The organism is Streptosporangium sp. NPDC049046, from assembly GCF_040649155.1.
Lineage (GTDB): Bacteria > Actinomycetota > Actinomycetes > Streptosporangiales > Streptosporangiaceae > Streptosporangium.
Genome location: NZ_JBEZEZ010000003.1, coordinates 335,900 through 355,219 on the forward strand (window position 1 = coordinate 335,900; position 19,320 = coordinate 355,219).

Below are 19,320 nucleotides of genomic sequence, written 5' to 3' on the forward strand. Positions count from 1 at the left end.
CTTCGGGTCGATCGACACCATCAGATCACCGGCTCGAATCCGCCGACCCAGCCCTGCGTCATCGCGACGAGCTCCCCCCACAACCCGGTGACGAGCAGCACGCCGACGACAACCAGCATCACGCCGCCCGCCCTCGTGATCAGCCGCGAGTGCCGGCGTACCGCCTTGAACGTCCTCAGCGCCCTGCTGTACGCCAGTCCGGCCGCCACGAACGGCAGGCCGAGGCCGAGCGCGTACGCGAAGGCGAGCAGCGCGCCGCGACCGGCGCTGCCCTCGTTCAGGCCGAGGGTGAGCACGACCCCGAGGGTGGGGCCGATGCAGGGGGTCCAGCCCAGCCCGAACACCAGGCCGAGCAGAGGCGCCCCGGCCAGCCCCGCGGCCGGGACCCGGTGGATGCGGAAATCGCGCTGCAGCCCCGGGATCACCCCCATGAAGGCGAGGCCGAGCACGATCGTGAAGACGCCGAGCACCCGCGTGATGATCCCCGCGTTGGTGAACAGGACCGCGCCGAGGCCGCCGAAGAGCGCTCCCCCGGCCACGAACACGACCGCGAAGCCCAGTACGAACAGCACGATGCCCGCCACCATGCGCCCCCGCCTGGGGTCGGCGCTCATGCCGGTCACGTACGACAGGTAGCCGGGAACCAGCGGCAGCACGCACGGCGACAGAAACGACACCAGCCCGGCCGCGACCGCGATCGGCAGCGCCAGCGCCAGCGAACCGCCGGCGACGGTGCCCACGAGGTCGGCGCTCACGACGACCCCGAGCGGTTATCTCTCATCGCCGACCTTGGTCACGGCGTCGAGAAGGTCGTTGTACTTCACCGCGCCGAGCGCCCTGGCGGCGATCCGGCCCTGCCGGTCGATGATCAGGGTCGACGGAATGGCCGCGGGCGGCACCGTCCCCTGGAAGGAGAGGGCGACCTTGCCCGGCTGGTCGAAGATGCTCGGGTAACCCGGCTCGTGGCTGCGTTCGAAAGCCAGGGCGTCGGCCTTGCGGTCCTTGAAGTCGATGCCGAGGAACTCCACGCCGTCGGCCTTCTTCTTGGCGTGGATGTCCTTGAGCACCGGCGCCTCGGCCCGGCAGGGCGCGCACCAGGAGGCCCAGAAGTTGAGCACCACGATCTTGCCCTTGTGCGCCGCGAGGCTCGCGGTGCCCCCGTCGAGGGTCTCCCCCTCCACCTGCGGGGCGACCTTGCGGTCCTCGGCCTGGAACAGGGTGATCTTTCCGTCACCGGCCACGAAACGGGTGTCACCGCTCTGCGGCTGCGACCCCGGGTTTCCGGCGCATCCGGCCACGGCGATCAGCAGCGCGACGGCGGCGAAGGATTGTGCGCGCATGGGTGACGGAGGCTCCCTGTACTACAACCGGTAGAGCAATCACTGTACCGGCGAGGTCAGGCGCCCGGCACAGTGGGGCGTTTGACGAGCGCCGCCGCGGGCTCGCTGTATCCGACGCTGATCAGACGGTTTCCCTCGAAGGAGAAGCTCGTGAGGCTGGCGAGCCCGCACTGCCTCCGACGCGGGTCGTGCGGCAGGCGCCTGCCCTCGGCCGCGAGCCTGATCGTCCAGATCGGGAGCTGGTGGCTCACCATGATCGCCTCATGGCCGCGCGCCGCGTCACGGGCGGTGTCGATCGCGGCCCTCATCCGGCTGACCATGTGGATGTAGCGCTCCCCCCACGAGGGGCGCAGCGGGTTCCACAGGTAACGGTAGAAGCGCGGATTACGGAAGCTACCGACGGAGAGGCCCTCGAAGATGTTCTCGGCCTCGATGAGCCGCTCGTCGATCGTGACGTCCAGATGGAAGGTCGCGGCGAGCGGGGCCGCCGTCTCCTGCGCGCGCTCCAGCGGCGAGGAGAACAGCGCGGTGACGTCACGTCCGGCGACCGCCTTCGCCACCGTCTCGGCCATCTGGATGCCGTTGTCGGAGAGGTGGTAGTCGGGAAGCCTGCCGTACAGGACGTTCGCGGGATTGTGCACCTCACCGTGGCGCAGGAGGTGAACGACGGTGGTCTCAGCCATGGTGTTCGCCAGCCTACCGACAGGTACGGGGTAGTGGCCTGGCAGGTGGGTCACTCGTGTCGGACGAGGCAGGATAGGGTCCCCCCGTGAGCCCCCTCGCGCTCGCCCTCGTCCTCTCCTCCGCCGTCGCCCACGCCTGCTGGAACCTCATGAGCAAGCAGGCGGCCGACGCCGACGGTGTCGTCTTCGTCTGGATGGTCGCCGCCGCCTCCACCCTCCTCTGGACCCCGGTCGCGGCGGGCTACCTGCTCCTCGGCGGCACCGGCCCCTCCTGGACCGACCTCGCGGTGATCGCCGCCAGCACCACGCTGCACCTGGGCTACTTCATGCTGCTCCAGCGCGGCTACCGGCACGGCGACCTCTCCATGGTCTACCCGATCGCCCGGGGCACCGGGCCGATGCTGGCCAGCCTGGTCGCCATCCTCTTTCTCGGCGAGCGGCCGGGCGCGGTCGGCGTCGCGGGGATCCTGCTCGTCGGGCTGGGCGTCTTCCTGCTCGGCGCGGCGCACGGCCCCAGCCTCCAGGACCTGGGCGGCATCGGGTACGGGCTCGCCACGGGACTGTTCATCGCGGCGTACACCGTCTGGGACAAGCAGGTCGTCAGCGCCTTCGCGGTCGCGCCCATCCTGCTCAACTACGGCGGCGACCTCGGCCGCGCCCTGGTCCTCACCTCGCCGGTGCTCGGCCCCCGCCGCAGGGGCCTGATCCTGCCCGTCTGGCAAGAGCACAAGACGCGGGTGCTGGGCGCGGCGGTCCTGATGCCCCTCTCCTACCTCCTCGCGCTGACCGCGTACACGTTCTCACCGATCAGCGCGGTGGCCCCGGTACGCGAGGTCAGCGTGCTCGTGGCGGTGCTGCTCGGCGGCAGGCTGCTCGCCGAGGGCGACCTGACCCGGCGGCTGCTCGCGGCCTGCGTCATCGTCGGCGGCGTGGTGACGATCGCCCTCGGCTGACCCGGGTTCCGCACGACCTGGCATTGGTCACCCACCGAACCGGATCGGAAATGACGCGCCACGTATGAAAACCGAAACCCGACGTCACCCAGAGCCGTCTGGGCCACCCCGAACCACCGCCACCGGAATCGTCGCCGACTCGACGGGCTCGGACACAGGCCCGCGAAACTCGACCGAGACGGCCTTCAGCGCCTCCACCGCGGCGCGGATGGCCGGACGGCGGGCGGCGTCACTGCGCCAGAGCGCGTAGATCCTGCGCGTCGGACGCGACCGGATCGGGACGACCCGCACCCCCTGCGGGACGAAGTCGCGGCCCAGCCGGGGGATGATCGCGCACCCCTGCTCCGCCGCGACGAGGGCCATCTGGGTCGGATACTCGTCCGTCATGCAGGTGATGTCCGGCTCCAGCTCGGCCGAGCGCAGCGTGTAGACCAGCCAGTCGTGGCAGACCGTACCGGGCGAGGAGCTGATCCACTGCTCCCCCGACAGCTCCGCGAGCTCGATCTCGGCACGACCCGCCAGCGGGTGGGACGCGGGCAGGATCACGTCGGCGATGTCGTCGAAGAGCGTGGCCCGGGACAACCCCTCGGGGATCGCCATCGGACGGTTCATCCAGTCCTGGATCACCGCGAGGTCGAGCTCACCCCTCGCCACCTCACGGATCTGCCGCTCCGGCTCGCGCTCCATGAGCTGCAGGCGCAGGTCGGGGTGGCGTGAGCGCAACAGCGCGAGCGCGGCGGGCATCAGCCCTCTCGCCGCCGTGGGGAAGGCGCCGATACTCAGCCGCCCCACGACCTCGCCGCGCAGCGCCTCGAAATCGGCCTCCGCCATCTCCACCAGCGCGAGGATGCGCTCGGCGTGGTCGGCGAGCAGCCCGGCCGCGTCGGTCAGCCGCACCCCGCGCCCGTGACGCTCCAGCAGGGGCGCCCCCGTCTCCCGCTCCAGCTTGGCCAGCTGCTGGGAGACCGCCGACGGAGTCACCATGAGCGCCTCGGCCGCGGCCCCCACCGAACCGTAGACGGAAACCGCGTGCAGCGCCTTGAGCCGGTTGAGATCCAACATGTAAGCAACTCTAAACGACACAAGCAAGAAGGTCTCGCTTGTGCTGAAATATCAGTCGAAACGACGATTGCTGCATGCGTACCCGGCACCTCCTGCTCGCCATCACCCTCACCGCCCTGTGGGGCTTCAACTTCGTGGTCATGGAAGCCGGGCTCCGCCACTTCCCCCCGCTGCTCTACGTGGCGCTGCGCTTCCTGCTCGCCGCCTTCCCCGCCGTACTGCTCGTCGGCGGCCCCGGAGTGCCCTGGCGGAAAGTGCTCGTGGCCGGCGCCACGCTCGGCATCGGCCAGTACGCCCTGCTGCTGACCGGCATGCGGGCGGGCATGCCCGCCGGGCTCACCTCACTCGTCGTCCAGGTCCAGGCGATCTTCACCGCGATCCTGGCGGTCGCCCTCCTGGGCGAACGGCTCACCCGGCGACGGATCATCGGCATGGCGGTCGCGTTCGCCGGTCTGGCACTGATCGCCACCGACCTGGGCACCGGCAGCCCCATCGGCGCGTTCCTGCTGGTCATCGGCGCGGCGTTCTTCTGGGGCATAGGCAACATCGCGGTCAGGAACGCCGCACCACCCAACTCGTTCCGCTTCATGGTCTGGATCAGCGCGGTCGCAGCCATCCCCATGACGGCCCTGTCCCTGCTGGTCGAGGGCGTCCCCCACCTGGAGTTCTCCGTGGAGGGCAGCCTCTCGGTCCTCTACGTCTCCCTGATCTCCACCCTCGGCGGCTTCGGCATCTGGGGCTTCCTGCTCCAGCGCTACGACGCCTCGGTGGTCGCCCCCTCCGCCCTGCTCGTCCCGGTCTTCGGCATGTCCTCCGCCGCCCTGTTCACCGGCGAGTCGATCTCCCTCACCAAACTCCTCGCCGCCGCCCTGATCATCTCCGGCGTCCTCTACTCCAGCACCCGCACCCGTAGTACCCCCGCTCTGACCGAGACGACACCGGAGGCGGAAAGAGTCTGACGTCCCACAGGGCCAAAAGCTACGGTGCCCCCATGGACACCGCCCTCGACCGCCCGCCCTCCCCACCCCCAGGAGGCTGGACCGCCGACGACCTCGACCGTCTCACCAGGTAGGCGCCCACCTCACCCCAACCCGTCGAACACGCCCTCTTTGACCCCACCGACAAAGGCCCGCCACCCACCAGGGGAGAAGACCAGCACCGGCCCACCGATGTCCTTACTGTCTCGCACGGCCACGACCCCGACCAGATTGCGCGCCACCTCGACACACGCTCCACCATTGCCATTACTACGCGAACTCTTACGCCAGACAGCGCTCACCAGATCAACCATGGGACACCCGCACTCCTAACTTTCCAAGAGCCCTTCTCCGATCCGTCCACATCAGAACCTCGGATCAAAGTCCCCAACCTTGACGCGACCCAGGAAGGCAGACCAGTCATCCCGAGAGAAGACAAGCGTGGCGCCGCCGGGATTCTTGGAGTCGCGGATAGCGATCAAGCCCGAGACGGAGGCGACTTCAACACAGTTGTTGCCGCTGCCGCTCAAGCTGCTCTTGCGCCATATGGCGTCGGTCATGGAATGCTGGGCCACCCGTCTTCCCTTTCACACCCGGAGCCCTTCTCAACCTGTCACGCGGTCAGGGACGTGTGTCGAAGTCTCCAGCCTTGACGCGACCGAGGAAAGCGGTCCAGTCACCCGGAGGGAAGACAAGTGTGGCGCCGCTGGGGTCCTTGGAGTCGCGAACAGCGACCATATCCAAGACGACGGCGACCTCGACACAGTCGGCACCGCCGTTGCCGCTGAGACTGCTCTTGCGCCACGTAGCGCGAGACAGTTCAGAGAGGTCTCTCGACTCACGCTTTTCTACAGTCATGAAGTCGTCTCCTCTATGACCGCGCTCATCAGCGCGATGGACTTGTTCGGCGGCAAGGCAGCCGCGCGAAGGTGGTCGAAAATGAGTCTATACCTGCGTACTTCTTCTGGCTTTTCCAGATATATGGATCCTGTCAAGTACTCGACGTAGGCGACACGGGTCTCCGAGGTCGGGGGGAACTCGAGGAGATGGAAAGGGCCGAGCATGCCGGGATGAGCACCTCCGGCGAAGGGCAATACCTGAAGGTTAATGCAGGAGAGTCGTCGCGTGTCGCGAAGTTTGAGGAGTTGCTCGCGCATGGTCGCCGGGCCGCCGATGGCGTGACGTAGAGCCGCTTCGCTCATCACCGCCCACAGTTCCGGAGGGTTGGACCGGTTAAGGAGCTTCTGTCTTGCTAGACGCAGAGTGACGAGCCTGTCGATCTCCTCCTCTGACATTTCAGGGTGGTCTGTTTCGATGACAGCACGCGCATACGCTTCAGTCTGGAGAAGACCGGGCACCAGTTGAGGTTGGTAGGTCTGGATTGACGTGGCCTCGGCTTCGAGCCCAATAAAGACCTCGAACCAGGACGGCACCGCATCTCCGTGAATGTGCCACCATCCTCGCTTGCTCGCTTCGCGTGCGAGGTCGAGTACGGCTTGAGTTTCGTCGTCGGCGGCACCATAGAGATCAAGAAGTTGAGCGAGGACCTTCTGGCGGATAGTGACCCTGCCGGTCTCGAAGCGACTGATCGTCGAGTCGGAGCGACCGATGCGCTCACCCGCCTCAATGGCGGACACATTTGCACGCTCGCGCAGCCGACGCAGTTCCATGCCGAGCTGTCGTCGCCGGACGGTGGGGCTTTGGCCTTCGGTCATGTGTCCGCCTCCATGAGGTTTCTACTGGTTTGGCCGCTCTCGCAAGCTGAACTTTCCATGGATCCCCTTGAGTGCATATGCATTTGGGGTTGCACATGGGGCTGCAGAGACTGCATGCTCTGAGCATACGGCCGATGACAGTCCGTGAGCATAGATGTCCCTAAAGCGCGAGCGAGCCAGTGCGATCAACGACGAAAGGAAGGCTGTGGAGCCACGCGATCCGCAAGAGCAGTTCGTTCATCTGGTGCGGCTGGGCTGGGACCTGCGGGGTCTGGGCCTGGGCACCTCGCTGGTGCTGCCCCAGACGGGGCAGCCGATCCTGGAGGTCATGTCCGAAAACGAGACCCGCGTCCGCATCACCGCCGTACGCTGTGCCCGCGGCTGGGTGTTCGTCTGGCGGCCCTGGTGGGCCCGGGTGTGGCGCCCCGGCGAAGCGATCTGCGCCGAGGCCGACAACGCCGCCGACGTCATCGTCTCGGCGGCGATCGCGTGATCGCGCCCTACCAGGCCCCCTGCCGATACGAACGCCAGCGAACGGCCTCGGAGCGCTGGTCTGTCCTCCGCCCCCTGGGCCACGCCGAGTTCGCCGCAACCCCCCACTCGGTCGCGACCGTCCGCGCCTGGGCACGACACCTCCTGCACACCAGAATCACCGACACCGCCCTCGACGACGTGGTGTTGCTGCTCAGCGAGGTCGTGACCAACTCCATCGTCCACTCCGACTCCGGACACACCCCCACAGGATCGGTGACCGTCTGCCTCGGTCTGGGAGGCAACATGGTGCACGCCGAGGTGATCGACGACGGCTCGGCCACCAGCCTGCCCTTCGTCCGCGCGACCGACCTCGACAGCGACGGCGGACGCGGCCTGCTCCTGGTCGAGGCCATGGCCACCGCCTGGGGCACCCACCACGACCCCGAAGCCGGCACCGCCGTCTGGTTCCGCCTCCCCGCCCACGAAACCAACAGCCCCGACGGAGTCGGCAGCACCGGCACCCCAGGCTCTTCATCCAACTAACCCACCCGGCCGAAGCCCTCTCGTACGAGACCTACCCCTCCCTTCGGTCACAGTGGCCGTCCGTCACGATCGCCCTATCAAAGGGTCACACCTGTCCCTGCGCGAAGCCGTGATGTCCGTGACCAGCAACGACAAAGCGCAGCACGCCAACCGTCAGCGAACCACGACGAGCCCGATGGAGTCACGGCGAGCCCTCTGCGCTCCTTTCCGCACCGGCGCTTCAGCTACGGCGACGGCCCCCGAACGCCCCCGTACAGGTTGCTTCAGCGTCCCAGAGCACACTGGGCGGCCAGAAAGAAAGCGACTACGGCCCGCACCACCTACGGCGAGACGGGCCGTGTGCGGAGGTGGGTGGGTGTTCCGGGCGGCTTATAAAAATCCGTAACCAGCGCGCCCGCCAGGCCGGAGGCCTGACCCACCAGACGACCACCAACGACGGCCGCCCGGAGCACCCGCCCACCGGAGCGCGCACGCGCCGAAGCAGCACGCACCGAAGCGCGAACACACCGACGCCTTCACCAGAACACGAGCACACAGAACACACCCCGCCTGATACTCAGCGCCCTGCCCGGCTGTTCGCGCGAACCCCCAAGCCTCAGAACCCCCAGGCGTCAGCGGTGCGAGCGGAAGAAGGCCCGAATGTCCTCGGTGAGCAGGTCGGGAGTCTCCATCGCCGGGAAGTGGCCGCCCCTCCCGAACTCCGACCAGTGCTCGATCAACCCCCCAGGGTCCATCACGCTCCGGATCGTCGTATCAGCGGCGAACACCGCGACACCCGTAGGCGGCCCCTGCCGCGCACTGGCGTGATCGTCCCCCTGCCGATCAGCCATCTCGCGATACACCTGCATCCCCTCGTGAACGGCGTGCGCCGAGGAGGCACCCGCGCCCGTGAACCAGAAGAGGCTCACGCAGGTGAGCAGCTGGTCGCGGCCGACCGCGTCCTCCGGCAGCTTCGCCGCCGGGTCGGTCCACTCGGCGAACTTCTCCGCGATCCAGGCGAGCTGGCCCACCGGCGAGTCATTCAGGGAGTAGGCGAGCGTCTGCGGGCGGGTCGCCTGCATGTGCAGATAGCCGAACCCGTCGGCCTGGGACGCGTTGAACCGCTCGGCACGTGCCCTGTCGGCCTCTGACAGGCCGGCGAGTTCGATCGGAGGGCCGAACGGCATCGCCGCCGTCGTCCCGGTCAGGTGTGTGCCGACCACCCGCCCCGCGTCGATCATGGCGAGTATCCCCGCCACCCCCGAGCCGGCGTCGGTCCCCTGGACCGCGTAGCGGCCGTAGTCCAGGCGGCTCATCAGCTCCGCCCATGCCTGGGCGACGCGGAAGAGGTTTCCCCATCCCTGCTCTTTCACGGGCGTCGAGAACCCGTACCCCGGCAGCGAGGGGATCACAACGTGGAAGGCGTCGGCCGGGTCGCCGCCGTGCGCGCGGGGGTCGGTCAGCGGGCCGATCACCTCAAGGAACTCGTACGGCGAGCTGGGCCAGCCGTGGGTGAGGATCAGCGGCAGCGCGTCCGGCTCGGGGGAGCGGACGTGCAGGAAGTGGATGTCCTGGCCGTTGATGCCGGTGACGAACTGCGGGAACGCGTTCAGCCTCTCCTCCTGGGCGCGCCAGTCGAAACCATCACCCCAATAAGCGACGAGGCCCTTCAGGTAATCCAGCGGAACGCCCCGGCTCCAGCCGGTGCCGGGCACCTCCCGAGGCCAGCGGGTTCGAGCGAGCCGGTCACCGAGGTCGTCGAGGTCGGCCTGGGGGATGTCGATGCGGAACGGGCGGATCCCCGTGTCGTTGCTCATGCCAGAACCGTAGGCACCAATGCGGAAAGGTCCGTTCCGCATTGTCAGCCACAATGAAAGACATGTTGGAGACCTCGGCCCGCCTGCTCCGCCTGCTCTCACTGCTGCAGAGTCCACGGGACTGGACCGGCCCGCAGCTCGCCGAACGACTCAAAGTAACCACCCGCACCGTGCGCAACGACGTCGAGCGACTACGCGAGCTGGGCTATCCCGTACACGCGACTCCAGGCGCGGCGGGTGGCTACCGGCTCGGAGCCGGCGCCGCCCTCCCCCCGCTACTGCTCGACGACGAGGAGGCGATCGCCGTCGCGGTGGGCCTGCGCACCGCCGCCGGGGGCACGGTAGCCGGAATCGAGGAGACGTCGCTGCGCGCCCTCGCCAAGCTGGAACAGGTCCTGCCCTCCCGATTACGACACCGCGTGGACGCCCTGCAGACCGCCGTGGTGGCCGTCCAAAGCGGCGGCCCCACCGTGGACGCCGAGGTGCTCAGCATCCTGGCGGGAGCGTGCCGCGACCGTGAGAGCCTGCGGTTCGACTACACCGGCCACGACAACGCGGTGACGCGGCGGCTGACCGAGCCGTACCGGCTGGTCCACATGAGCCGCCGCTGGTATCTCGTCGCCTGGGACGTCGAGCGGCGCGACTGGCGCACGTTCCGCGCCGACCGGATCCGGCCGCGTACCCCGACCGGTCCGCGCTTCGCCCCCAGGGAGCCGCCCGGCGGCGACGTCGTCGCCCACGTACAGCGCGGTGTGGGGGCGGCACTGTGGCGGCACCGGGCACGGGTGCGGCTGCACGCCCCGGCCGAGGCCGTCGCCGAGCGGCTACCGCCCTCCGTGCTGCTGGAGGCCGTCGACGAGAACACGTGCGTGATCGAGGCCGGGGCCGACACCCTCCAGATGCTCACCCTCTATCTGGGCATGCTCGACGTGGACTTCGACGTCCTCGACTCCCCGGAGTTCGCCGCCCACCTCGACACTCTGATCGACCGGTACAGCCGAGCGACACGCGACCTGTAACCAGAACGGCTCAGACGGCCTGCGCCGCGGCCTTAGCGGCAGCGGGAAGCGCCTCGGCAATACGGGAAAGAGCCTCATCATCATGAGCGGAGGACAAGAACCACGCCTCGTACGCCGAAGGAGGCAGGTAGACGCCCTGTTCCAGCATCGAGTGGAAGAACGCCCGGTAGGCGGCGGTGTCCTGCTTCTGGGCGATGTCGAAATCCGTGACCCGCTCGTCGGTGAAGAAGATGGAGAACAGGCTCCCGGCCCGCTGCAGGCGGTGCGGCACCCCGGCCGCCGACAGAGCGTCGGCGGCGGCGCGGCCGATGACCAGAGCGGCGGCGTCGACCTGGTCGTAGACCCCCTCGTCGCAGGCGCGCAGGGTGGCGAGGCCGGCGACGCAGGCGAGCGGGTTTCCCGACAGGGTGCCCGCCTGGTAGACCGGCCCTTCGGGGGCCAGGTGCGCCATCACGTCCGCGCGCCCGCCGAACGCGGCGGCGGGCAGCCCTCCGCCCATGACCTTGCCGAAGGTCATGAGATCGGCCTCGACCGGGTCGAGCCCGTACCAGCCGGACTCCGACACCCGGAACCCGGTGAGCACCTCGTCGACGATGAGCAGGGCGCCATGCGCGGTGCACAGCTCGCGCAGCGTGGCGTTGAACCCGTCGAGCGGCGGGACGACGCCCATGTTGGCCGGGCACGCCTCGGTGATCACACACGCGATCTCGGCGCCGAAGGTCTGGAACGCCTCGGTGACCGCCTCGACCGAGTTGTACGGCAGCACCACGGTGTCGGCAGCCGAGGCGCCGGTCACCCCCGGAGTATCGGGCAAACCGAAGGTCACCACGCCGGAGCCTGCCGAGGCGAGAAGGGCATCTACATGACCGTGGTAGCAACCCGCGAACTTCACGATCTTGGACCGGCCGGTGAACCCGCGGGCCAGCCGCACCGCGGACATGGTGGCCTCGGTACCGGAGCTGACCAGGCGGACCTTCTCCACCGGCTCGACGCGGGCGACGATCTCCTCGGCGAGCTCGACCTCACCGGGCGTCGCCGTACCGAACGAGGTGCCGTCGCGCAGCGCCTCCTGAAGGGCCTCGATCACGGCGGGGTGCCGGTGGCCGAGGATCATCGGCCCCCACGAGCAGACCAGGTCGACGTAGCGGTTGCCGTCGACGTCGACGATGTAGGGCCCCTGCCCCGAGGTCATGAAGCGCGGTGTCCCGCCGACGGCGCCGAAGGCTCGGACCGGGGAGTTGACGCCTCCGGGGACGATCTCACGTGCGCGGGCGAACAGGGCCTCGGAGTTCTCAGTACGGCTCACGCCCTCCAGGGTAGTAGTCACCGAAGGACCCCCGGAAAAAGCGTCACTCGCAGGTGTCGGCGAGCCAGTCGAGGACGCGCAGCGGGTCGGGCAGCGGGCGTCCGTCGGGCGGGCGCAGCCACGAGCCGGACCCACCGGTCGGCAGGAGCGAGGGCGGGGCGAGGACGTAGCTGTCGCGGCAGTGCCAGCGCAGGCCGGGCATCTCCTCGATGGTGGAAGGCCCGAAGTCCAGAGCGCAGGTCCACCACTCGTCCTCGTCGTCGGAAGCGTTCCTGGTGGCCACATAGAACAGGGCCCGGTCGCCGTTGACGGCGACCGGGCCCGAGGCGACTCCGGCGGAGTCCATGTTCGCGAGGGTGGTGCGCCCCGCGGCGAGCGGTACGTCGAAGACGTCGAACACCCGTCCCGTGGGGAGGATCACGTTCGCCTCCGGCTCGTACCGCCACCAGTTGGTGAGCAGGGCCGGGTCGGTGGTGGCCTGCATCTGCCAGGCCCGCGAGAGCGGATGTGCCCCCGGGTCGGGACAGCCGATCCTGTCGCAGGAACAGGAGCGCGAACCGCCCTTCAGCGGCTTCGCGCCGGGACAGCTCGCCCAGCCCAGGGCGGCGTACTCCAGCACAAAGTTGATCATCTGCTTCGGATGGCCATGCCGCCTACTTCGACGAACCATCGGTACCCCGACCATCGTGTCCTCCGTCGTCCGCGCATCCCGCGTGCACCCCGGATGCGGTCGACCTGTCCACACTTTGGTCAGTGGGAACGTCGAATATCCAGGGTTTACGCCACCTGGGACACATCCGCACCGGTTATCGCACTCTAACGCACCCGCATCTCCATCAAGCGGCGAACCTCCAGTTCTCGGCACGCGCCGCCGGTCTCACCTCAGCTTCCCCGCCACCTCGGTGGCCCAGTAGGTGAGGATCATGTCGGCCCCCGCCCTGCGGATCGCGACCAGCGACTCCATGATCACCCGGTCCCGGTCGACCCAGCCGTTCGCCGCCGCGGCCTCGACCATCGCGTACTCACCGCTGACCTGGTACGCCGCCACCGGCACGTCCACGGCGTCGCGCACCTGGCGCAGGATGTCGAGGTAGGCCAGCGCGGGCTTCACCATCACGGCGTCGGCGCCTTCGTCGAGGTCCAGTCTCACCTCGCGCAGCGCCTCACCGACCGGTCCCGCCGCGTCCTGCTGGTAGGCGTTGCGGTCACCGAACTGAGGAGCGCACTCGGCCGCCTCGCGGAACGGGCCGTAGAACGCCGAGGCGTACTTCGCCGAGTACGCCAGGATCGGGACCTGCTCGAAGCCGTCGCCGTCCAGGGCCGCCCTGATCGCCGCGACCTGGCCGTCCATCATGCCGCTCGGCGCGATGACCTGCGATCCGGCCCGCGCCTGGGCCACCGCGGCGGACGCGTAGCGCTCCAGGGTGGCGTCGTTGTCGACCTCACCCTCGGGGGTCAGAATGCCGCAGTGCCCGTGGTCGGTGAACTCGTCCAGGCAGGTGTCGGTCATCACGACCAGCGCGTCGCCCACGTCGGCGACCAGGTCGGCGACGGCGCGCTGGACGATTCCCTCCGGGTCGTCGGCCGCCGAGCCCCGGCCGTCCTTCACCTCGGGGATGCCGAACAGGATCAGCCCGCCGACCCCGGCCTCGGCGGCCTCGTGGGCGGCCTTGCGCAGCGAGTCACGGGTGTGCTGGAACACCCCGGGCATCGAGCCGATCGGATTCGGCTCGGTGATGCCCTCCTTCACGAACATCGGCAGCACGAGCTCCGCCGGGTGCAGCCGGGTCCCGGCCACCATCCGGCGCATCGACGCCGTACGACGGAGCCTGCGCGGACGCGCGACAGGGAACTGAGCCGTCATGGTGCTTCCCCTCCCCCCGGCCGGTAACGGAATCGCGGGCCGGAGGATCTCGGTTGTGTGTTCCTGACTCACCACTCGACGCGGCACCGATCATGCCGCCGACCACAACGCCGATCATGAAACCGATCGCGTTGTCACCGCAACGCCGATCACGGCCCGCGACGCTCGCCGGGGGCCGTCGAACGCGGCCGGCCCGCCCGTCGTGCGCGGGCGGCGACCACTTTCAAGGTTACTTCGCGCGGCGCCGGGCTCCCCGCCGGGTCTGCGAGGGCCTGCGAGGGGTGTCCCCCGCCATGACCGCGGCCTGCCGCTGCTTGGCACCATACTCGGCGAGCGCCGCCGCGAGGGCGGAAGCCGAAGGTTTGTCGGCCATGACGTCGACGCGGAGCCCGAACTCCTCGGCGGTTTTGGCGGTCTGCGGGCCGATCACGGCGATGACCGTGACGTTGTGCGGCTTGCCCGCGATGCCCACGAGGTTGCGGACGGTGCTCGACGAGGTGAACAGCACCGCGTCGAACCCGCCGCCCTTGATGGACTCACGGGTCGGGGCGGGCGGCGGCGCGGCACGGACGGTCCGGTAGGCGGTCACGTCGTCGCACTCCCAGCCGAGCTCGGTGAGGCCCGCCACGAGCGTCTCGGTCGCGATGTCGGCGCGGGGCAGCAGCACCCGGTTGATCGGGTCGAGCATCGAGTCGTACGGCGGCCACTCGGCGAGCAGGCCCTCCGACGACTGCTCGCCGGTCGGCGTCAGATCCGGTTTGACGCCGAAGCTCACCAGCGCCCGCGCGGTGCTCTCGCCCACGGCCGCGACCTTGAGCCCGGCGAACGCGCGGGCGTCCAGGCCGTACTCCTCGAACTTCTCACGCACGGCCTTGACCGCGTTCGCGCTGGTGAACGCCACCCACTCGTAGCGTCCGGTGACCAGGCCCTTGATCGCGCGGTCCATCTGCTGCGGGGTGCGTGGCGGCTCGACGGAGATCGTGGGGACCTCCTCGGGCACCGCGCCGTACGACTGCAGCTGCTCGACCAGGCCGGCCGACTGCTCCTTGGTCCTGGGGACGAGCACCCGCCAGCCGAACAGCGGCTTGGTCTCGAACCACGACAGCCGGTCGCGCATGCCGACGGCCTCGCCGACCACGATCAGCGCGGGCTCGGCCATCCCGGCGTGCTTGAGATCGGGCGCGAGCCTGCCCAGCGTGGTCACCACGGTGTGCTGCTCGGTCGTGGTGCCCGCGCTGCTCACCGCCACGGGCGTCGAGTCGGGGCGGCCCGCCGCGATCAGCGCCTTTCCGATCGAAACGGCCTCGGCCACGCCGTTGTAGATCACCAGAGTGCTCGATCCGGTGGCGTACGCGGCCCAGTCGTCGATCTGGGTCGCGTCCACGACCCGGAACTCGGGCACCGAGACCGCGGCGGGGATCCCCGCGTAGGTGAGCACCGCCGTCGCCGGCGGCACACCGGGCACGATCTCGAACTCCACGTCCGCCTTGGCGCAGGCCGCGACCTCCTCGGTGATCGAGGAGAAGAACATCGGATCGCCCGCGCACAGCCGTACGACGCAGCTCCCGCCCTTGGCCGCCTTGACGACCTTCAGCGAGACGGCGCCGTCCTCGGCCGCGTCGACGACATCGACGCCCTCACGGCAGTGACGCAACAGCGGGCCGTACGCCTCCCGGTCGAGAATGACGACGTCCGCCTTGGAAAGCAGGTCGGCGCCGCGCAGCGTGAGCAGGCCCTCATCACCGGGGCCGGCCCCGACGAAGGCGACGAACCCGGACGGGCGCTCGAAGGTGGTACTTCCGGAGCTCAATGTGCTCGCTCCCCTATCAACGTGCCGGCCCCTTCCGCGATCATCTCGGCCGCGAGGTCGCGACCGAGATCCATGGGCGTGGAAGAGCTTCCGGCGGTGGACTTGCGCACCGCTCGCCTGCCGTCGACGGCGACGACAGCGGCGGTCAGGATCAGATCGTGCCCGTTCTCGGCCGCGTACGCGCCCACCGGGGCGGCGCACCCCGCCTCCAGGGCGTTGAGCACCGCGCGCTCGGCGGTGACCGCCGCGCGGGTGCGCGCGTCGTCGAGCACGCTCAGCAACTCGACCAGGTCGGCCCGGTCGGAGCGGCACTCCACGGCCAGCGCCCCCTGCCCGGGGGCGGGCAGCATCTCCTCGACCTCGAAGATCTGGGAGATCTCGGCATCGCGGCCCAGCCGGCCGAGCCCGGCGGCGGCGAGCACGACGCCCTGCAGCTCGCCGGAGGTCACCTTGCCGATGCGGGTGTCGGCGTTACCGCGGATGGGCACGTAATCAAGATCAGGACGAATCACCCGAAGCTGGGCGATCCGCCGCGGTGATCCCGTGCCGATCGCCGCGCCGGGCGGCAGGTCGGCCAGTTTGGCGACGCTCACCAGGGCGTCCCTGTGGTCGTCGCGCGGCGGGATCGCCGCGATGACCACGCGCGGGTCGGGCGTGGTGGGCAGGTCCTTCAGGGAGTGCACCGCGAAGTCGATCGCACCCTCGATCAGCTTGTCGCGCAGCGCGCTGACGAAGACCCCGGTACCGCCGAGCTGCGTGAGGTCGGACTTGGTCACATCGCCGAAGGTGGTGACACCGACCAGCTCGACGGCCGCGCCGGTCAGCTCGGTGAGGCGGGCGGCGACCAGGCCGGACTGCGTCGTCGCCATGACGCTCCGCCTCGTCCCCAGCCGGAGCGGAGAGGAAACGCTGCTCACAGGTCTGCCTCCTTCTTGCTCGGCTCGGTGTTCCTACCCGGCTCGGCATCGATCGTCTCGACGCGCCTCACCGCTTCTGGCACCTTCGGGTCAAGATTGAACAGCTCCCGCAGCGCCTCCGCGTAATGATCACCCGCCGGGGACTCCGCCAGCTGCTTGACACGCACGGTGGGCTCGTGGAGCAACTTGTCGACCACGCGCCGCACGGTCTGGCCCACCTCGTCCCTGACACGCCCCTCAAGATCGGGCACCCGCGCCACGAGCCGTCCGAGCTCCGCCTCGACCACCTGGGCCGCCTTGCTCCGCAGCGCCACCACGGTCGGCGTGACGCGCGCGGCGCGCTCGGCCGACAGGTAGGCGGTGACCTCCTCGGCGACGATCTCGCGCACGGCGACGACCGCCTCGGCGCGACCGCCGTCGTCGGTGCCGGCGTCGGCCTCACCCTCCTGCATGGACTCCAGGTCGACCAGCGTCACACCGGGCAGCCGCCGTACGGCGGGATCGATGTCGTGCGGCAGGGCCAGGTCCAGCAGGAACGTCTCACGGGGAGCCACCATGTCGGCCGTGATGACCACGTCGGTGGCGCCGGTGCAGGAGATGACCAGGTCGGCCTCCGCCAGCTCGGCCGCCAGGTCGCCGAATCCGGCGGCCCTGCCGCCGACCGTCCGCGCCAGCCGCACCGCGCGGTCGTGGGTCCGGTTCACCACCACGATGTCGGTGACGCCCACCCGCTGCAGGGTCGCGGCCGACAGGGCGCTCATCGAGCCCGCGCCGACCACCAGGGCCCGCTTCCCCGTCAGGGGACCGAGAGCGCGCTCGGCGAGGGTGAGCCCCACCCCGACGAGGGAGGCGCCCGCCCGGTCGATGCCGGTCTCGGTGTGGGAGCGCTTGCCCACCCGCAGTGACTGCTGGACGAGCTCGTTGAGCGTGGGGCCGAGCGTGCCCTCCTGCTGGGCGAGCCTGAGCGCCGAACGCACCTGGCCGAGGATCTGTCCCTCTCCCACGACCATCGAGTCGAGGCCGGAACCGACGGAGAACAGGTGCTCGACGGCACGGTCCTCGTAGTGCACGTAGAGGTGGGAGGCCAGCTGCTCCATGGGGACGCCGGAGTGGGTGCTGAGCAACCCGGAGATCGAGGTCACCGCGGCGTGGAACCGGTCGACCTCGACGTAGACCTCGACCCTGTTGCAGGTCGAGACGACCATGGCCTCGGCGACGTGGGCGTCCTGCTGGACGTCCTGGAGCAGCTTCACCAGCGAGTCACCGGAGACGGAGACCCGCTCCAGCAGGGCCACCGGTGCCGTCCGGTGGCTCAGGCCGACGACGAGAACGCTCATCGGCCCCCACCAGCCTTCCGGGAGAGGACGTGATCCGCTCTCGGGCTCGTCCCGCCGGTATACGTCGCGGTCAACACGCCCGTCGTGCTCATGCTCGTCCGGAGGAGCCGGGAGATGACGTGCCCGCCGACCCGTGTGCCGTGCCTCTTCACAAGTCCACCGCCTCGGGCCACTCCTCGGCCATCACGGGCCCCCCAGTCATCCGATCCGCCTTGCGTTGCTCGTGGAACGCCAGGATCTGGAGTTCAATCGATAGGTCGACTTTACGGATATCCACGCCTTCTGGCACGGAAAGGACGACAGGGGCGAAGTTCAGGATGCTGGTGACCCCCATGGCGATGACCCGGTCGGCCACCTGCTGGGCCGCCGTGGCCGGAGTCGCAAGCACCACGATCGACACTCCCCGCCGTGTTATCACGGCTTCCAGCTCGTCGATGTGCTCCACATTCAATCCCGCGATGTGGTCGCCCACCACCTCGGGGTCCGCGTCGAGCAGCGCCGCGACCCTGAACCCGCGGGAGACGAACCCGCCGTAATTGGCGAGCGCACGCCCGAGGTTACCCACTCCGACGATGGCGACGGCCCAGTCCTGGGTGAGGCCCAGCTCGCGGGAGATCTGGTAGATGAGATATTCGACGTCGTAACCGACCCCGCGGGTGCCGTACGACCCCAGGTGGGAGAGATCCTTGCGCAGCTTGGCCGAGTTGACGCCCGCCGCGACGGCGAGGTCCTCCGAGCTCACGGTCGCCAGGCCACGCTCGGCCATGCCGTTCAGCGCTCGCAGATAGAGCGGCAGCCGGGCGACGGTCGCCTCGGGGATGCCGCGGTCGCGGGCTTGGGACAGACGGCGGATCACGTGCCGGAGCTCCAGGGGGACAGGCGGCCGGCGCGGCCCGGACGCGACGGATGACGAGGTGAAACCACTGTCATTCAGGTTAGTCCTTTTGTGAACCGATGCACAAAGTGAGTGTTCACAATCTTGGCCGCACCCCCCGCCGGTCCTCTCCTCGCCCCCTCGTCAGACCTCGAACCTGTGCGTCTTCACCCGCTCGTCAGGCCCGGACCTGTGCGTCTTCGCCCGCTCGCCAGGTCCAGGACCCGCGCCTCCCACGGGCACGCGCCCCCGTTCCGCCGGGCCTTTCCCCGCCCCGGCCCGGATCTTCACCGCTCGCCACGAGAGTCGGCGCGGCGCCGCGATTCGGCTACCGTGACGGTCATGTCACCGCGAGACCATCGCATCACCCTGCTCGGCAAACCCGGTTGCCACCTGTGCGACGACGCACGGGCGGTGATCGAGCGGGTCGCCACCGAACTCGGTGTCCCGTGGGAGGAGCGCGACATCACGGCCTCCGCCGAGGATGAGGCCCGCTACTGGGAGATGATCCCGGTCACCCTCGTCGACGGGGTGCAGCACGACTTCTGGCGCGTCGACGAGAGCCGTCTCCGCGCCGCCCTCGGTGCCTGAGGGCCTCGGCATCTGAGGACAAGGACGCTCTTCGTCCCTGAACGGCGCCGCTCATCCCC

22 protein-coding genes are annotated in these 19,320 nt (G+C 69.4%); 6 read left to right on the forward strand and 16 right to left on the reverse strand.

Annotated features, from left to right (window positions below):
- Window positions 1–20 precede the first annotated feature (20 nt).
- From AB0B96_RS06005 to AB0B96_RS06015, 3 genes are read right to left on the reverse strand one after another with little or no spacing between them, the layout of a single operon-like run.
- Window positions 21–755 (reverse strand): cytochrome c biogenesis protein CcdA, encoded by a 735-nt coding sequence (locus AB0B96_RS06005; protein ID WP_362896832.1) that lies wholly within the window; start codon window positions 753–755, stop codon window positions 21–23.
- A gap of 15 nt (window positions 756–770) precedes the next feature.
- Window positions 771–1,340, reverse strand: a complete 570-nt coding sequence (locus AB0B96_RS06010; protein WP_350942612.1) for a TlpA disulfide reductase family protein — start codon at window positions 1,338–1,340, stop codon at window positions 771–773.
- 56 nt (window positions 1,341–1,396) lie between these two features.
- Window positions 1,397–2,023 (reverse strand): histidine phosphatase family protein, encoded by a 627-nt coding sequence (locus AB0B96_RS06015; protein ID WP_362515332.1) that lies wholly within the window; start codon window positions 2,021–2,023, stop codon window positions 1,397–1,399.
- A gap of 86 nt (window positions 2,024–2,109) precedes the next feature.
- Here AB0B96_RS06015 and AB0B96_RS06020 point away from each other — a divergent pair, with 86 nt between their 5' ends.
- On the forward strand, window positions 2,110–2,976 hold the full coding sequence (locus AB0B96_RS06020) for a DMT family transporter (RefSeq protein WP_362896833.1): 867 nt from the start codon (window positions 2,110–2,112) through the stop codon (window positions 2,974–2,976).
- Between the two features lie 84 nt (window positions 2,977–3,060).
- On the opposite strand, the gene AB0B96_RS06025 is transcribed toward AB0B96_RS06020, so the two are convergent.
- Complete coding sequence (locus AB0B96_RS06025) at window positions 3,061–4,038, reverse strand: LysR family transcriptional regulator (RefSeq protein ID WP_362896834.1); 978 nt, start codon at window positions 4,036–4,038, stop codon at window positions 3,061–3,063.
- A gap of 74 nt (window positions 4,039–4,112) precedes the next feature.
- Between AB0B96_RS06025 and AB0B96_RS06030 the strand changes: the two genes are divergently transcribed.
- Window positions 4,113–4,997 carry an EamA family transporter gene (locus tag AB0B96_RS06030; RefSeq protein WP_362896835.1) on the forward strand — a complete coding sequence of 295 codons (885 nt, stop codon included), beginning with the start codon at window positions 4,113–4,115 and terminating at the stop codon, window positions 4,995–4,997.
- 122 nt (window positions 4,998–5,119) lie between these two features.
- On the opposite strand, the gene AB0B96_RS06035 is transcribed toward AB0B96_RS06030, so the two are convergent.
- Genes AB0B96_RS06035 through AB0B96_RS06050 form a run of 4 tightly spaced genes read right to left on the reverse strand, consistent with a single transcriptional unit; the run spans window position 5,120 to window position 6,730 of the window.
- The gene (locus AB0B96_RS06035) at window positions 5,120–5,329 is read right to left on the reverse strand and encodes a DUF397 domain-containing protein (RefSeq protein ID WP_362896836.1); all 210 of its coding nucleotides are present in this window, start codon (window positions 5,327–5,329) and stop codon (window positions 5,120–5,122) included.
- 51 nt (window positions 5,330–5,380) lie between these two features.
- Complete coding sequence (locus AB0B96_RS06040; RefSeq protein ID WP_350942606.1) at window positions 5,381–5,590, reverse strand: DUF397 domain-containing protein; 210 nt, start codon at window positions 5,588–5,590, stop codon at window positions 5,381–5,383.
- Between the two features lie 46 nt (window positions 5,591–5,636).
- Entirely contained in the window at window positions 5,637–5,873 is a 237-nt protein-coding gene (locus tag AB0B96_RS06045; RefSeq protein ID WP_350942605.1) for a DUF397 domain-containing protein, read from the reverse strand.
- Entirely contained in the window at window positions 5,870–6,730 is an 861-nt protein-coding gene (locus tag AB0B96_RS06050; RefSeq protein ID WP_350942604.1) for a helix-turn-helix transcriptional regulator, read from the reverse strand. Before AB0B96_RS06050 ends, AB0B96_RS06045 begins: the two co-directional genes overlap by 4 nt.
- Window positions 6,731–6,935: 205 nt before the next feature.
- Here AB0B96_RS06050 and AB0B96_RS06055 point away from each other — a divergent pair, with 205 nt between their 5' ends.
- Together AB0B96_RS06055 and AB0B96_RS06060 are read left to right on the forward strand one after the other, a co-directional pair.
- Window positions 6,936–7,223, forward strand: coding sequence for a hypothetical protein (locus AB0B96_RS06055; protein ID WP_362896837.1), 288 nt, complete (start codon window positions 6,936–6,938; stop codon window positions 7,221–7,223).
- A complete protein-coding gene (locus AB0B96_RS06060; RefSeq protein ID WP_362896838.1) occupies window positions 7,220–7,747 on the forward strand; it encodes an ATP-binding protein in 528 nt (175 codons plus the stop codon). The genes AB0B96_RS06055 and AB0B96_RS06060 overlap by 4 nt, the downstream gene beginning before the upstream one ends.
- 611 nt (window positions 7,748–8,358) lie before the next feature.
- Here the strand turns inward: AB0B96_RS06060 and AB0B96_RS06065 are convergent.
- On the reverse strand, window positions 8,359–9,543 hold the full coding sequence (locus tag AB0B96_RS06065) for an epoxide hydrolase family protein (RefSeq protein ID WP_362896839.1): 1,185 nt from the start codon (window positions 9,541–9,543) through the stop codon (window positions 8,359–8,361).
- A 62-nt stretch (window positions 9,544–9,605) separates the two neighbouring features.
- Between AB0B96_RS06065 and AB0B96_RS06070 the strand changes: the two genes are divergently transcribed.
- Entirely contained in the window at window positions 9,606–10,562 is a 957-nt protein-coding gene (locus AB0B96_RS06070) for a WYL domain-containing protein (RefSeq protein ID WP_362896840.1), read from the forward strand.
- Window positions 10,563–10,572: 10 nt separating this feature from the next.
- Here the strand turns inward: AB0B96_RS06070 and hemL are convergent, their stop codons facing one another.
- From hemL to AB0B96_RS06105, 7 genes are all read right to left on the reverse strand, one after another.
- Window positions 10,573–11,868, reverse strand: coding sequence for a glutamate-1-semialdehyde 2,1-aminomutase (gene hemL, locus AB0B96_RS06075; protein ID WP_362896841.1), 1,296 nt, complete (start codon window positions 11,866–11,868; stop codon window positions 10,573–10,575).
- Window positions 11,869–11,911: 43 nt separating this feature from the next.
- Window positions 11,912–12,553, reverse strand: coding sequence for a bifunctional DNA primase/polymerase (locus AB0B96_RS06080; protein ID WP_350942598.1), 642 nt, complete (start codon window positions 12,551–12,553; stop codon window positions 11,912–11,914).
- 192 nt (window positions 12,554–12,745) lie between these two features.
- A complete protein-coding gene (gene hemB, locus AB0B96_RS06085) occupies window positions 12,746–13,732 on the reverse strand; it encodes a porphobilinogen synthase (protein ID WP_362896842.1) in 987 nt (328 codons plus the stop codon).
- A gap of 229 nt (window positions 13,733–13,961) precedes the next feature.
- Complete coding sequence (locus tag AB0B96_RS06090; protein ID WP_362896843.1) at window positions 13,962–15,542, reverse strand: uroporphyrinogen-III synthase; 1,581 nt, start codon at window positions 15,540–15,542, stop codon at window positions 13,962–13,964.
- Window positions 15,539–16,459 carry a hydroxymethylbilane synthase gene (hemC, locus tag AB0B96_RS06095; RefSeq protein ID WP_362896844.1) on the reverse strand — a complete coding sequence of 307 codons (921 nt, stop codon included), beginning with the start codon at window positions 16,457–16,459 and terminating at the stop codon, window positions 15,539–15,541. Before hemC ends, AB0B96_RS06090 begins: the two co-directional genes overlap by 4 nt.
- A complete protein-coding gene (locus AB0B96_RS06100; RefSeq protein WP_362896845.1) occupies window positions 16,456–17,796 on the reverse strand; it encodes a glutamyl-tRNA reductase in 1,341 nt (446 codons plus the stop codon). The genes hemC and AB0B96_RS06100 overlap by 4 nt, the downstream gene beginning before the upstream one ends.
- A 148-nt stretch (window positions 17,797–17,944) precedes the next feature.
- On the reverse strand, window positions 17,945–18,652 hold the full coding sequence (locus tag AB0B96_RS06105; RefSeq protein ID WP_350942591.1) for a redox-sensing transcriptional repressor Rex: 708 nt from the start codon (window positions 18,650–18,652) through the stop codon (window positions 17,945–17,947).
- Window positions 18,653–19,012: 360 nt separating this feature from the next.
- Between AB0B96_RS06105 and AB0B96_RS06110 the strand changes: the two genes are divergently transcribed.
- Window positions 19,013–19,261: a glutaredoxin family protein gene (locus AB0B96_RS06110; RefSeq protein WP_350942589.1), complete on the forward strand. Its 249-nt coding sequence runs from the start codon at window positions 19,013–19,015 to the stop codon at window positions 19,259–19,261.
- The last annotated feature ends 59 nt before the right edge of the window (window positions 19,262–19,320 follow it).